Genomic DNA, 14,898 nt, shown 5'->3' with positions numbered 1-14,898 from the left:
TTTTTAACGCACCACATTATTCACACTATCGATTTTCTCTCTATGCATCCTGAGGTGGGGTAAATATTTGTTGGCGTAATCTTTAACGCGTTGCACCTGGCCATTCCTGGATTGATCTTCAAACAATGCAATGGCAGTGTTGTGGTCCATGATCTGGCTGGTAATATAGGCCGTATCAAAACTATATCCACTCATCCCTGATAACATCTGCCATTTTACCTGATGCATGGAATCCAGTCCTTGCGGGAGTTCCAGGTTCCAGCCTGCGGCCAATGTTTCCAGATCATTCAGAGCAGTCTGATGATCGTTCACCATCTGATTGCCAAAATCCCTTACTGCTTCATGCTCTCCTTTACTGGCGGCCAGCCTGCCAAATTCAATTTCAGCCTGGTTGGCATGAGCAGCATTCATAACGAACGTGCGATCCTTTTCGGGCATGGAAGGCTCATCGTCGTCATCCTTATCACATGCAATTACAAAACCAATGCACAAACAAAAACACACCATGTTTATACCGCTTCTGATTTTCATAAATTCTATTTTAATTTGTAATGAATATGTAAACTCCCGCAAACCTTATGCACGGCGGTATTTGTTGATAGAATTGCCGCATTTCCTAAAGTATAGGAAGTGATGAGGAATTGATGTAGCAACCAGAGGAGTGTTGCTCATTTTCAACAACAAAAAACCGGAGCAGTAACCCCGGTTTTCAAGCAAAACTAATGGATGAAAGCAAAGATTTATTATTCCTGATCTTCCTCATCATGCCCCTGTGTTTTAACGATCTTATTATAGATCCCGAATAAAAGAAACGGGGCAGCCCACTGTCCTATAAAAAGTGAAGTATGTTTCTTTCCCATCATTTGTAATGCAAGGGATACGCCCATGGCGCCAACAGAGGCCCAGAGAAAAGTATCAGAAGGCAGTTTGGCTGTCTGATCTTCGATAGTTTTTGCCACTGTCCCTTCCCGGTGTCTTGTATTGCTGAATATCTTTTCCATAATTTTCAGTTTACCTGTAACCGCTCAATTACGTTGCCATCTGATTACGCGTGCAGCTACAGGCAGCGGTGTAGAAGCAGATGCACAGCAGTGAGGAATTATCTGACCTTTTAGCCAGATAATTGAAATTAGTTACCTTGCAACCAAAGAACCTAAACGGAATTGCCAGGTAACGAAACTACACATCCTCTCCTTCAACGATTTCATGAAGGAGACCCTGCTGCTCTGGGAGAGTTGTCGGACCGCTTCAGCCCGGCCCTTATGGGCTTTGCAGGCAGGCTGCTCCATGAACCTTTCCTGGCAGGTGATATCGTGCAGGATGTGTACATAAAACTCTGGCAACGGAAAGGTGAATACGATTCCATCGAAGGGATCAGGAAATTTCTTTTCGTTGCCACCCGCAATGCCTGCATCAACCAGAACGAAAAATACCGCCTGCGCCAGGGTCAGCCTCCATCCAGCGAAGATGCAGACCCCGATGAAGCCATGCGGAAACTGATCCTTTCCGAATACCTGGGCCTGATCTACCAGATCGTTGCAGCCATGCCAGACAAGCTGCAACAGGTATTCTACCTGAGTTTCGAGGAAGGTCTCAGCCCCGAGGATATCGCTCAGCAACTGGATATCCCCAGGCAAACCATCAAGAACCGTAAAGTGGAAGTGTACAAAGCACTGAGGGAAGGATTGAAACACTATAAGGTAGCGATGCCCATTCTTCTCAAAATGCTTTTTCCACACTGATTCCGCTTTTTTTAAAATTTTTCTCTTTTTCCAGGTACGTTGCCGTTTTTCGGCTGTTGTATTATTTAAAGGTTATTTTCTGGAAGCGAACAACACATATATCGGAGATAGTTTTGAACTGGTGAATATCATGTACCGGATCAAACAGGAGCAGCCCGTAACGGAAGCTGAGCAGGCCCAACTCGAAAGCTGGCTACAACGCAGTACCGGCAACCGCCAGCTCTTCAACAACCTGATGGATGACCGCTTTGTGATGGACAACCTGAAAGAAATGAAACAGTGGGATATCCCTGCCTTCTCGGCCGCCCTGGTTCAGAAGATCAGGGAACAGGAAAAACCCGCGCCTGTCAGAACACTGCAAAGCCCCTGGTTCCGCAGGATAGCAGTAGCTGCCACTGTACTGTTGATAGCAGGAGCCACCTGGTTCATCCTTCGCCCATCGCCTGAAAAAGGAAACCCGGCACCGGCAACCATTGTCAGTATCGAAGGCGCTTCCAACAAAGCGAGGCTCACCCTTGCCGATGGGAGCGTGATTGAACTGGATACCCTCAAAAACGGCAGCATTGCCGCTGTTGCAGGCAATAACATACAGAAATCAAATGACCAGCTGATCTATAACAACGCAGGCGAAGCAAGCACCAATACGCTCACTACACCCCGTGGGGGCAAGTTCAGGCTCACACTGCCAGATGGAACCAAAGTTTGGATGAACTCAGCTTCTTCCCTCACCTATCCTACCGCCTTCAATGGCAAAAGCAGAACCGTTGACCTAACAGGTGAAGCCTATTTTGAAGTGGCGAGAAATCCAAAGCAACCCTTCACCGTAAATATTCAGGACCTCAAAGTGAATGTCACCGGCACCCATTTCAATGTAAATGGTTATGAAGATGAAGGCCAGGTACTCACCACACTTGTTGAAGGCGGTGTACAGGTACAACGCCAACAACAGGCACAGGCCCTGAAGCCCGGCCAGCAGGCCATTGCACAACAAAAAGCAAACACTATTACCGTTTCCAATGCCAATATCAAACAGGTACTGGCCTGGAAAGACGGACTTTTCATATTCGATGGTAAACAAAAAAGCGAGATCCTGCGCGAGCTGTCCAGGTGGTACGATATCTAGATCGATGATAAAAGCGGCCATAGCTCCACCACGTACAGCGGTGTGCTCAACCGGAGCCTGAGCCTGGAAGAATTACTGGACCTGCTCCGCGAAAGCAACGTGATGAACGGAAAGATCTCCGGACGTAAACTGATTATCCTGCCATAAACCACAGTTCCTCTCCTTATCTGTAAATCGAAAGTTTCCATTGACCCTGTTCGAAAGAACAATGGCATGCTATCGCTATTCCCAGCTTTTTAAATATGAACCCAAAACACTGTTTTCGTATGCAATTGATGAACCAGAGAACCGCCCGGCTTTTGCGGCAGGTCTTGTTTGTATTCTTTGTGTTTTGCAGCGCAAAGGTGAGTGCACAAACCATCACCCTGAACGCTGACAAACAACCCCTGAAGGAAGTACTGAAAGAGATCGGATCACAGTCCGGGAAGTCCATCATCTTCAAAGATGAAGAACTGCGCAACGCTTCTCCCGTAACCGTGAACCTGAAACAGGCATCCCTGGAAGATGCACTGGCAGCCATTTTCAAGGGGCAATCCCTGAAATACGAGTTTCGCAAAGGCGCTGTGATCATCCGGAAACCAGCTTCCGCAGTTCCCCGGAATACAGCGTCCGTGAACACTGACTCTATCATAACGGTAAAGGGTAAGCTAACCAATGAATCAGGAGAACCGGTGCAGGCGTCTGTAGTAAACCGCCGCACCGGCAACACCTTTATTGCGAATGAAAACGGGGAATTCACTGTTACAGATGCCCTGCCTACGGATATCCTCTATGTTACAGGTGTCAGCATCGAAGCATTTGAAGCACCAGTCAATGGAAAACAGAACCTCTTCCTCAAAGCACGCATGCGTGTTTCCAAAATGGAAGAAGTGGAAATTATCTCCACCGGTTACCAGACCCTTCCCCGTGAAAGGTCAACCGGCGCTTTCACCAAAGTAGGTGAAGAGCAACTCAACAAACAGATCAACACTGACCTGATGAGCGCCCTGGAAGGCCAGGTACCAGGACTATTATACGTTAAGAATCCAAACGGCACCACCGCCGACCGACCCATCATCCGTGGTATCAGCACCTACTCCATCAATGTAGGCACCGATCCCCTGCTGGTGATAGACGGACTGCCCACCTCGCAAACAATGAGCGAGATCAACCCATATGATATTGAATCCATCACCGTACTCCGCGATGCAGGCGCCGTATCCATCTATGGTTCACGCGCCGCCAATGGAGTGATCGTTCTCACTACCAAACAGGGAAAGAAGAACGGCACCGGTATCAAAGTAAACCTGAATGCAGATTTCTTCTTTTCACAGAAGCCTGATCTCAGCGTATTGCATTACGCCAATACCAGCGATCTGATCGATTATGAAACCGATGTATACAAGTATGAGCTCTGGAGAGCAGGTGGTTCTGTAACTTCCCTCTTCAACGGTTATGGCGGCATCGGACAGGGCACCATCCGCTACTACAGTCCGCTCTACCAGCTGTACCGCGATCAGGCCGAAGGCAGGATCGATCAGCACCAGGTAGACCAAACCCTTGGCCAGTGGCGTCAGAACGATTACTACAATGAATACAGGGACCAGGTTTGGCAGAACGAGGCCAGGCAGCGTTATAACCTCAGTGTCAGTTCAGCCACTAACAGGAGCAGCACGTATTTCTCCATGAATTTTGATGAAAGCAAAGCCCGCGTACGCGGCAACAAAGGCCGGAATATCGCGCTCTATCTCAAATCAACTTTCAACCTGAGTAAATGGCTCACTGCAACAGTTGGGGCCAACGGATCCTTCGCCACTGACTATGCAACCGATGGTACTTACGGAAATTATCTGCTGCAACCCCGCTATGCACAGATCAAAGATGCGGATGGCAACCTGGTGTATGCAGACTGGATGAACTTTTCCGACGGTTTCACCTCCGGCGGGGCCATGAATGGACTGGTGGCATCACAACTGACAGCCAATGGAAATTTCAAATCCACAAAGTTCAATGTGCTCAACTCACTGAACGATGGCATCGCCACACAACGCTACACCAACCTCCGCGGCTTCGCCAATATCAATGCACAGATCATTAAAGGCCTAAACTACTCAGCACAGTTCCAGTATGAAATGGGACGCAATGAAACCGAGACCTTCCACGATGCAGAAAGCTACAAGATGCGCCTGGCCTGGAATACACTCACTTTCACCAATACTTCCACCAACCTGCTGGACCGTGCATTGCCCGTAGGTGGCCGCTATTATCAGCAGCAAAGCAGGAGCAGTTCCTATACATTCCGCCATCAGCTGAATTTCGATCGCAGCTTTGGAAAAGAGGAAGATCATGCCATCACAGCCATCGCAGGTTTTGAGGCAAGAGAGTCCAAATCCCCCCGTTCACTTATGGATCTCCGTTATGGTTATGACCCTGTAACCCTCACCTTCACGCAGGTAGACACAAGAACTTTAAGTGAAACAGGTGTCACCAGTTATATGTATGGAAGAAGAACGCTCAGCGCACTCAACAGGAACCAGGATGATATCAAACACCGTTTCATTTCTGTTTACTCCAACGGTGGTTATACATACAAGAGAAAATATAATCTTACTGCCAGTGTGCGTATCGACCAGGCCGATCTCTTTGGCGCTGATCCCAAATACAAATACCGCCCGCTCTGGTCAGTAGGCGCCGGCTGGAATGCCACCAATGAACCCTTCCTCGAAAACGTACACTGGCTGAGCCTTCTCAAAGTTCGAGCCACTTACGGAAGCGCCGGTAATGTGGACCAGACCTCTTCTCCCTTCCTGGTGGCACGCAGAAGGAACGACAACCTGTATCCTTCCTTGCAGTACACGGATATCGTGAGCCTGCCCAACCCCAAGCTCCGCTGGGAAAAAACAACCACCGTTAACTTCGGTCTTGATTTTGCCCTCTTCAATAGCCGCCTGAGAGGTGGACTGGATATCTATCATAAACTGAGTACAGACCTGCTGGTCCCTACCAGCCTGGATCCTACAGTAGGTACCAACACCATCACCCTCAACAATGGCTCACTGCTCAACAAAGGCGTGGAAATTTCCCTGGGTGGAAAATGGCTCAGGAAAAAAGACTGGAACATCAATTCCAATTTCGTGATCGGTTTCAACAAAACGACGGTGAAGAAAGTGAACAATGTTCCCGCTACGGCTTACTCCTATGTGTCAAGCCCCACCAATTATTTTGAACTGAACACACCGTTCAATACGCTCTATGCTTACCAATATGGTGGCATGACCAATGGTTACCCCTGGTTCCTCGATGAAAAAGGACAATCGAACGTAACCTTCGATGCCAATGGCATACCTACCGCTATCCGTGATATCAACAGTAAAGATGCACTTAAACGCATGGGAGTACTCACACCTACCTGGAATGGTTCCTTCAACAATACCATTTCCTGGAAAGGTTTTGATCTCGGCTTCATGTTCGTATTCTCCGGTGGCAACAAACTGAGAAGGGACGTTACGCCACTCAACTCGCTGAATGCAATGGATGAGGATATTGTCCGTCGCTCAAAAGAGGGAGCGCTCACTGATTTGCCAAGGTTCATGATGGATTACCCCACACTCACCCTGGCCAATAACGCCGGTACCCTGAGCACGCTCTGGCAGTACTCAGACAAGCAGGTGGTGGATGCAGATTATGTAAAGCTCCGTAATATCGGGCTCTCCTACACTTTCGCAAATGCGTTCACACGTTTGCTGAAAGTAAGTTCCATCAAACTCACTGCACAGGCCAATAACCTCTGGTACTGGAGCAAGGCAGGAGACGATATCGATCCTGAGAGCTACAACCCTAACACAGGTACACGTAACCTGCACGCCCCAAAAACATTTGTATTTGCCTTAAATCTTAATTTCTAATCTGCTTTTATGAAAAAGATCATCCTACCAATATTAGGACTGCTGGCACTCGCCACGCCTTCCTGCAAAAAATATCTGGATCTTGTTCCCAAAGGTCAACTGCTGGTGGAAACAGCGCAGGATTACTATGATTTCGTATCCTATCCTAACAGGGGATATATAATACTCAACCTGCAATTCCTCAGTGATAACAACTGGATCCGTGAATTCAATGTCATCGGGGCCAACAAAACGCTGGATGTAGTTCATTTTACAGGAGATACGGTAGAGAACCGCGTCAATCTCATTACCAGCTCCAACTTCTACAGCAGGGCGTATCTGTACATCAGCCGCTGGAACACCATTATATCGCAGGTGGATGGCGCCCGTGGTGAAGAATCCATCAGGTTGCTTGCAAAGGCAGAAGCAAAAGTATTTCGCGCCTTCGATTATTTTCATCTGATCAACACCTATGCAAAAGCCTATCATCCCAACACTGCCGCTACTGACGGAGGCGTTCCGATGATGTATACCTACGACCTGGAAGCCACGCCTGAAAAAGGAACTGTACAGGAAGCCTATGATCTTATTCAGAAGGATCTGGACGAAGCCATTCCGTTTATCCAGGCAACCCCCAAAGACCCATACCATCCTTCCCTCGCTTTTGCATGGGCCCTCAAAGCCAAAGTGCATCTCTTCAAAAGAGAATGGAGCGCAGCGAAAGAGGCTGCACTGACATCACTTTCCTACAATGATAAGCTCATTGACCTGGTTGACCTCAGCGCCAAAGGTGGTCCTACCGTAGTGAACACGCCTGCCGCCGCTAACCCGGAAGTGCTCAGTCTCATGTTTGTGCAGGGATACAATGAAATGAACTTCGCATGGCAGTGGCTGCTCAGTCCTGAACTGGTGCAATTGTTCGGCACCAACGATGCACGTTACAACCTGTTCTTCAGGAATACCAATGGAAGTTATATGGACCTTGGTTCCGGTACTGCTTACTGGCAGAGCACATTCACGCAGTTCTTCTATCCTACAATTGGCATGAAGACCGGCGATGTGTATCTCATCCTGGCCGAAGCCTATGCCCGCGAGAACAATATCAGCGGAGCCATGGACTATCTCAACAGGCTGCGTAAGAAACGCATCCTGGACGCCACGGCGGAACTGCCCGTTCCTGCTACTGTTCAGGAAGCCATGCAGTACATTATCACGGAAAGACGTAAGGAACTGCTCTTCGGTTTCAACCGGTTCTTTGACCTGAAGCGTTATAACCTGGATCCCGAATATGAAAAGACCATTGAACGCAAATTCCCGATAGTTAACCAGACCGTTCCGCAACAGACTTATACCATCAAACCCAATTCAAGATTGTATGTGATCCCGTTCCCGGCGGATGTACTCAAGCTCAACAGGGCACTCACATTGAATACCGACGAAACCATACCCTTCTAAACAAATAATGATGAAGTCCGTAATTGCACTGCTGTTCAGCGCTACAGTCTTTACCGGTTATGCGCAGACTGTTCAGCCTGTCAAAACAGATTCTGTAAAAACACCTGCGCAAACGATGCCGGTGGATTATGACAGGATGTTTTCAAAACCCGGCCTTTTGAAGGCAGGATTGTTTACCGTTCGCCAGATGGAAAACAAATGGTTCTTCGAGATCCCCGATTCCCTCATGAACCGTTACATACTGGTAGTAACCCGCTATAAGAGCGTGCCTGCCGGTTTCGGCAGCTTCGGAGGTGAAGAAGCCAACAGACAGACGATCTATTTTGAAAAGAACGGTGAGAACAGGATCTTCCTTCGCGCACTGGTGAATGTGCAGGAAGGGAAGGACAGCACGCAGGCTTTGTACAAAGCAGTGCAGACCTCCAGCGTGAATCCCATAGCGGCCGTGCTGGATATCAAATCCATTAATCCCGCTACAAAGAACTATGTAGTGGATGTAACGGACCTGTTCAGGAAAGACAACCCGCTGCTGGGAATTTCCACTCAACAAAAAGGAGATAAGAAACTGGGCGCACTCGCAGAAGATCGTACATACATCACCGGTATACGCACTTATCCCATCAATGTGGAGATCACATCTGTAAGAACCTACAACAGTGTGAACCCGGCATTGAGCGCGGCAGCGTCAAGCGGTGTGGTTACACTGGAAACAAATACCAGCATGGTGGTGCTGCCTGAAGTGCCCATGCAGCGGAGATTGTTTGATGACCGTGTAGGGTATTTCGCCAACAGGTTCCTGGTGTTTGATGAAGACAAACAGGTGGCCGAAAAGAAATCCTATATCCAGCGTTTCAGACTGGAGCCCAAACGGGAAGACCTGGCAAAATACAAACGCGGGGAAATGGTGGAACCCGCCACTCCCATTGTATTCTATATCGATCCTGCAACTCCAAAAAAATGGAGGCCTTATCTTATTGCCGGTGTGAACGACTGGCAGAAGGCCTTTGAAAAAGCAGGATTCAAAAATGCCATCATCGGAAAAGAATGGCCGGAGAATGATTCCACCATGAGCCTGGAAGATGCGCGCTTCTCCGTGATCCGCTACTATGCATCAGAAACGCCCAATGCCTACGGGCCCCGTATATGGGACCCGCGCAGTGGTGAGATCATCGAAAGCCATGTAGGCTGGTTCCATAATGTAATGAAACTGGTTCACAACTGGTACATGGTGCAGGCGGGCCCACTGGATGCAAGGGCCCGTAAAATGCAGTTCGATGATGAACTGATGGGTGACCTCATCCGCTTTGTGAGCTCACACGAAGTTGGACATACCATCGGCCTGAGACATAATATGGGTGCCAGTTCGGCCACACCGGTGGAAAAATTACGCGACAAGAAATGGGTGGAAGCACATGGACATACCGCCAGCATCATGGACTATGCTCGTTTCAACTATGTGGCGCAACCGGAAGACAATATCGGGAAAGATGGTATCTACCCAAGGATCGGCGACTATGATAAATGGGCCATCATGTGGGGCTACAAACAATTCTACAAAGGAGATGAGAACGAAGAATCCCTCTTCCTCAATAAACTTATAGTGGACAGTCTGGCTGCCAACCCGCGCCTCTGGTTTGGTGGAGAAGGAAACGATGAAGATCCAAGGAGCCAGAAAGAAGACCTGAGTGATGATGTGATGAAAGCGAATGATTACGGCATCAAAAACCTTCAGCGTGTGGTGGCTGCATTGCCCGCCTGGACAAAGACGGAAGGCGATCTCTACATAAACCTGAAAGAGATGCATAAAGCCGTGGTAAGACAGTACAGTCTTTATATGCGTCATGTGGCTAAATACGTGAATGCCCGCAATATCACTATTAAGAGCGTGGAGGAAAAAGGAATCGTGTACCAGTACATTCCCAAAGAAAAGATGAAGAGCTCTATGCAATTCATTGCAAAGCATGTGTACAATCCACCACTCTGGTTATATCCTGCTTATACCAAAGACCTGTTGGGCCTCAAGCCTTCCAGCGAAATAATGGAACAGCAGAATTACTATATGCAGATGTACCTGAATATCGGTATCCTGGCGAATATGCAGCAGAACAGCATGGATGATCCCAAGGCTTATAAAGTACCTGAATACCTGGAAGACCTGAAAGCGGAGATCTGGAATGACATGCCATCTGATGAAAAAGCAGCTTATTTCAGGAGATCCATTCAGCGCAATTACCTGGAGCGCCTGGGACAGATCGTGTACAATAAAGAGGTGGCGGAAGGCGTCAAAGCCATGAATGATTATCAGAAGACGGATGTAAAGCTCTATGCGCTGGCGCACCTTAAAAAGCTGAGAGACAGTATCAGCCTGCGTTTGCAGCAGCCTATGTCAACAGTGAACCGCCTGCATTTCACGGACATCAAAAATGAAATGGACAAACTGATCAAAAAAAGTGCAAACTAATATGAAGAAGATCCTGATGCTCGCTTTTACAGCAGCCATTCTCTGTGGTTTTACTGCTTACCGTGAAGCCAGCGGCGCTGATGACGTAACAAAGGCCTACCTGATGGTGAAAGAATGCCTGCTGAACTCTGATTCAGTGAATGCCGCCACCCATGCTAAATCACTGAGTGCGGAGCTCACAAAATGGCGTGCCAAGAAAGTCAATATTTTTATGCTGGATACTTTGCAGCGTAAAAGGTCTGAAGCTATTCACCTGGCCAATGAAATAGCAGAAACCAAAAACATCAACAGGCAGCGCAAGAACTTTGCAAAGCTGTCGGAGCATGTATGGTACTGGATGCAGCACCAGCGCAAACCAACTTCCATCGTGTACAGGCAGCAATGCCCCATGACCGGGGAAATCTGGCTGAGCAATGAAACTGCCATCAAAAATCCTTACTATCCAAAAAATATGCTGACCTGTGGCAATATAACAGGGTCCACAGAGTAAACTGAATTTCCTGTGCAAGCAAAACCGGGGGCTGATCTTTTGTATCAGCCCTTTTTCGTTTCGAAAAACAGGCGGCTCCGTGCAATTGATAAATTTTACTACTTTTGCGCCGGGATCAATCTAAAACATGCTTCCCGGAGGACGATGAGCACCAGCACTTCTCAGATCTATGCACACTGACGCCGCGGCGTCATTCTAACAGGCACTGGCTGTAATCACAGCAGGCCAGCTTTCTATTGTGTATATTAATCTCAGAAGAAATGGAAAAGTTCATCCCGGAGCGCTCGCTGGAGCGGGAACTACTTCGCTTATTATATGCCGAATATTCAGTCAATGACACACTGATCCTCCTGAATACCGGTTTAGCCTGGCAGGAATTATTCTCCAATATTTTATTGTGTTTGCGTTGGGACCGGTATCCCCATCAGGCTATAGGTCTGATTGCAGATACTGAATATTTGCCTGTACCCGGCAATTCAGTGCATGTGATATTGAATACCCTGTGCAGTTGCAGCTTTGACGAATATTATCGTATGCTGAAACCAGGCGGTTTGCTGCTGAAGACTATCAGTTTGCAGGAAAAACAATATGTTTTTGAGCAGGCAGCCGTCATCGATGGCTTCAGTTATGAAGGGGAAGTAATGATCATAAATTCATACGTTATCCTCAGCTATCGTAAAGCGTGGTAGCAGTCAGTTTAACGGAACAGCCATGCAGGTTGTTCCGTTCTTTTATCATAGAACGGGGAACCAGATATCGAACTGCGCCCCCTTATCCCTTTCACCATGCGCTTCAATGAAGCCCTGGTGATTGCTCACGATCTTCTTCACGATGGCGAGGCCGATGCCTGTGCCATTGAATTTCTCTTTGGAATTCAGACGTTGGAAGATCTCGAAGATCCGTTCCCTGAACTGGTTATCGAAACCAATGCCGTTATCAGTGTACATGAAATGATGATATTGCTGTTGCGGAACTGCTGTAGTGTTTGGGATCTCAGTGCCCATAATGATTTCATGCCTGAGGTTTATCACCGGTTGCCGCCCCTGACCGGCGAACTTCAGCGAATTGCTGAGCAGGTTGATCAGGAGTTGTTTGAACTGGAAAGGAATGATCCTGCCCTGCCCCAGATCATCAGAATGAAGCAATGCTTTCTTCTCTTCAAACACCTCTTTCAACTCTTCCCTGGCTTCTTCAAGGATCTTATTCATACTAACGATCTCGGTAACCCGATCAGCATTGCTGGTGCGTGAGTAAGACAGGAGATCATTGATCAGGGTCTGCATGGTGCTGGCAGCCTTTTCAATACGGTGGAAATAATCCTGCCCTTTATCCGTGAGGTTCTGTAATTCGGTCTCTGTGATCCGTTCTGCAAAGATGCGGATCTTGCGAAGCGGTTCCTGCAGGTCGTGGCTGGAAACATAGGCAAAACTGTTCAGCTCTGCATTCATTTTTTCCAGTGCTTCATTCTTCAATGCCAGTTCCTGGGTACGCTCGCGCACTTCATTTTCCAGGGCCAGGGAGAAAGATTTCTCTTCTGTGATATCCCTGAGGGTACCCAGCATTTTTAAGGGCTCACCGCTTTCATTGAATACAACCTTCCCCTGAGTTTTGACCCAGCGGATATTTCCATTGGGAATCCGGATGCGTGCTTCGTATTGATAAATACCGGACTGAAGCGCTGTTTCCATCGCTTTGAGTAACACAGGCTGGTCTTCGGGCAATAACTGGGAACGCATCTGCTGGTGAGTGAGTACTGTGCCTGGAGGATGCCCCATGATCTCTATCATCTGGGCAGAATGAAGAATCGTATAGTCGCGCAGATCCAGATCCCAGTTAGCGAGATTAGTGGCTTCCACGGCCAGTTGCAGGCGCTCCCTGGCTTCCTCCACGTGTTGACGGGTTATCACTTTTTCAGTAACATCATATACAGTGATCAGGATGCCCGTTACTTTTCCTTCACGGTCGCGCAGCGGCGCATATTCATAATCAAAGTAGAAAGACTGGTCCACCACAATGGCGAATGCTTCGCTTTCACGATAAGGCACGCCGGTTTCAAAAACCTGCTGAAGCAGTGCGGGGAATTTCTGTTTTTTCAGCTCAGGAAAAACGTCCAGCGCTTTTTTGCCGATCACATCTGATTCATGCATACGCCAGATACTATCCAGCATCGTCCTGTTGGCGTTTTCAATGATAAAGTCGGTTCCCCGGAAAATGGTCATGGCAATGGGAGACTGCATCACCATACTCCTGAACTCCCGCTCACTTTCCTCCAGGAAGCGTTTGGCATTCACCAGTGAGGTCACTTCATTGGCCACTACCACCACACCTGTGATCTGTCCATCCTCTTCCCGTAATGCCTGGTATACGAAATTGAAAAAGGTAAGTTCACGAAGTCCATATCTGTTGAGGAAAACCGGGAACTCGTAACCATGATAGGGTATGCCGGTTTCGAAAACTTTGCTGAGGAGCGGCTCTACGGAACTGCGTACTTCAGGAAGTACATCATAGAGGGATCTGCCGATGAATTGCGACTCCTTCCTGTCCACAATCTGGAGATAGGTGTCATTTGCCATCTCCACGATCATATCTTTCCCCCGAAGAATGGTGATTCCCACGGGAGCCTGTTTTACTATATTCTCAAATCTACGTTCCTGGGCTGACGCGATTGCTTTATCCATATTTGATTACTGCTGCAGGGGGTGTCCACTGGTATTCCTGTGCCGCTTTTCCAAAGCTACGGAATTGTTGTAAGAGCGGAAACGCTTGTTTGCAGCGGGTTTGTGGAGATTTCTCCACTGGTATCCCAATGGATCAGCTACTCATCCATTTCCGGAAATTCATTGCTTTCTCCCTGCTGATAAGAACAGACTGTTCGGGGTAAGGATGCAAATGAGCCATCAGCCTGCCATTAAAATGATGGGTAACGGAGCGGATAGCAGACCGGTTAAGCAGGAATTGCCGGTTGGCCCGGTAAAAATTCCTGGGATCGATCTGTCCAATCAGTTCATCAATGGACCGCTCTTCCAGAATAAGCACTGACTTATCGAACCTGATCCCCGCTAACCTTCCGTTGCGAAGTTCGAACCAGGCAAAATCCTTTACTGGTACCGGCAGCAGCTGGTCTTTAAAAGGTACCAGGAAATTCTCCCGGAACCTGTTCATGGGTAACAGCATTTGTTGTAGCTCCTGCAGGAGCTGCGAAACAGGCTTTGCATCTTTCCCGCTCTGCCAGTACTTTTCATACTTGCGCAGTCCCTTTTCCATCCGTTCCGCATTCACCGGTTTAAGCAGGTAATCCACGCTGTTACAGTTGAATGCCCTGATGGCATATTCATCATAGGCAGTGGTGAAGATCACTGGTGTGGAAATTTCCACTGCATCGAAAATTTCAAAACTTTGTCCATCAGAAAGATGGATATCCAGAAACAGCAGATCGGCTACAGGCATGTCCTGAAAATACCGGATGGTTTCGTCCACCGATTCAAGAATGGCCCCGATATGGCAATCGGGCCTGCATTGCCGGATCACATCCGATAACTGCCGCGCAGCATGCGGCTCATCTTCCACGATCAGAATATTCATGATATCTTTTTTCTGTTTCCTGATTTTCAGGCAGCAGCGGGATACTTACAGAAAACTGCTGCTGCTGCTTTTCGATCCTTATCCCCTGCCCGCAGAGATATTGATAGCGCTGATGTAGGTTGTACAAACCTGTACCGGTAGATGCCAGCTTCACCTTTTTTTCCATCAGGTCATTTTCCACC

The 14,898-nt window shown here is 48.0% G+C and carries 12 protein-coding genes; 7 read left to right on the top strand and 5 right to left on the bottom strand.

What is annotated here, in order from left to right; all coding sequences use genetic code 11:
* Positions 1 to 3: 3 nt before the first annotated feature.
* The gene (locus tag ACTHMC_RS23240; RefSeq protein WP_440416856.1) at positions 4 to 531 is read right to left on the bottom strand and encodes a DUF4142 domain-containing protein; all 528 of its coding nucleotides are present in this window, start codon (positions 529 to 531) and stop codon (positions 4 to 6) included.
* A gap of 212 nt (positions 532 to 743) precedes the next feature.
* Positions 744 to 1,001, bottom strand: a complete 258-nt coding sequence (locus ACTHMC_RS23235) for a hypothetical protein (protein WP_440416854.1) — start codon at positions 999 to 1,001, stop codon at positions 744 to 746.
* Positions 1,002 to 1,163: 162 nt separating this feature from the next.
* Here ACTHMC_RS23235 and ACTHMC_RS23230 point away from each other — a divergent pair, with 162 nt between their 5' ends.
* From ACTHMC_RS23230 to ACTHMC_RS23200, 7 genes are all read left to right on the top strand, one after another.
* Positions 1,164 to 1,742 (top strand): RNA polymerase sigma factor, encoded by a 579-nt coding sequence (locus ACTHMC_RS23230; RefSeq protein ID WP_440416853.1) that lies wholly within the window; start codon positions 1,164 to 1,166, stop codon positions 1,740 to 1,742.
* A 130-nt stretch (positions 1,743 to 1,872) separates the two neighbouring features.
* Positions 1,873 to 2,865 carry a FecR family protein gene (locus ACTHMC_RS23225; RefSeq protein ID WP_440416852.1) on the top strand — a complete coding sequence of 331 codons (993 nt, stop codon included), beginning with the start codon at positions 1,873 to 1,875 and terminating at the stop codon, positions 2,863 to 2,865.
* A 266-nt stretch (positions 2,866 to 3,131) separates the two neighbouring features.
* Positions 3,132 to 6,749 carry a SusC/RagA family TonB-linked outer membrane protein gene (locus tag ACTHMC_RS23220; RefSeq protein ID WP_440416851.1) on the top strand — a complete coding sequence of 1,206 codons (3,618 nt, stop codon included), beginning with the start codon at positions 3,132 to 3,134 and terminating at the stop codon, positions 6,747 to 6,749.
* Between the two features lie 9 nt (positions 6,750 to 6,758).
* Positions 6,759 to 8,183 carry a RagB/SusD family nutrient uptake outer membrane protein gene (locus ACTHMC_RS23215; RefSeq protein ID WP_440416850.1) on the top strand — a complete coding sequence of 475 codons (1,425 nt, stop codon included), beginning with the start codon at positions 6,759 to 6,761 and terminating at the stop codon, positions 8,181 to 8,183.
* A 10-nt stretch (positions 8,184 to 8,193) separates the two neighbouring features.
* Entirely contained in the window at positions 8,194 to 10,644 is a 2,451-nt protein-coding gene (locus tag ACTHMC_RS23210) for a zinc-dependent metalloprotease (RefSeq protein ID WP_440416848.1), read from the top strand.
* A 1-nt stretch (position 10,645) separates the two neighbouring features.
* Positions 10,646 to 11,134, top strand: coding sequence for a DUF3347 domain-containing protein (locus ACTHMC_RS23205; protein ID WP_440416846.1), 489 nt, complete (start codon positions 10,646 to 10,648; stop codon positions 11,132 to 11,134).
* Positions 11,135 to 11,394: 260 nt separating this feature from the next.
* The gene (locus ACTHMC_RS23200; protein ID WP_440416845.1) at positions 11,395 to 11,823 is read left to right on the top strand and encodes a hypothetical protein; all 429 of its coding nucleotides are present in this window, start codon (positions 11,395 to 11,397) and stop codon (positions 11,821 to 11,823) included.
* A 45-nt stretch (positions 11,824 to 11,868) separates the two neighbouring features.
* Here ACTHMC_RS23200 and ACTHMC_RS23195 read toward each other — a convergent pair whose 3' ends face one another.
* The 3 genes from ACTHMC_RS23195 to ACTHMC_RS23185 all read right to left on the bottom strand — a co-directional run.
* Positions 11,869 to 13,812, bottom strand: a complete 1,944-nt coding sequence (locus ACTHMC_RS23195; protein ID WP_440416844.1) for a PAS domain-containing protein — start codon at positions 13,810 to 13,812, stop codon at positions 11,869 to 11,871.
* Between the two features lie 133 nt (positions 13,813 to 13,945).
* A complete protein-coding gene (locus ACTHMC_RS23190) occupies positions 13,946 to 14,716 on the bottom strand; it encodes a LytR/AlgR family response regulator transcription factor (protein WP_440416842.1) in 771 nt (256 codons plus the stop codon).
* Positions 14,691 to 14,898, bottom strand: a 208-nt coding sequence (locus ACTHMC_RS23185) for a hypothetical protein (protein WP_440416840.1), incomplete at its 5' end; no start/stop codon positions are given. The genes ACTHMC_RS23185 and ACTHMC_RS23190, both read right to left, overlap by 26 nt.

The sequence above is a fragment of the Pseudobacter sp. genome (assembly GCF_051955275.1).
Lineage (GTDB): Bacteria > Bacteroidota > Bacteroidia > Chitinophagales > Chitinophagaceae > Pseudobacter.
The sequence above is the reverse complement of the archived record's forward strand: the minus strand, read 5'-3'. Positions and strand labels throughout refer to the sequence as shown.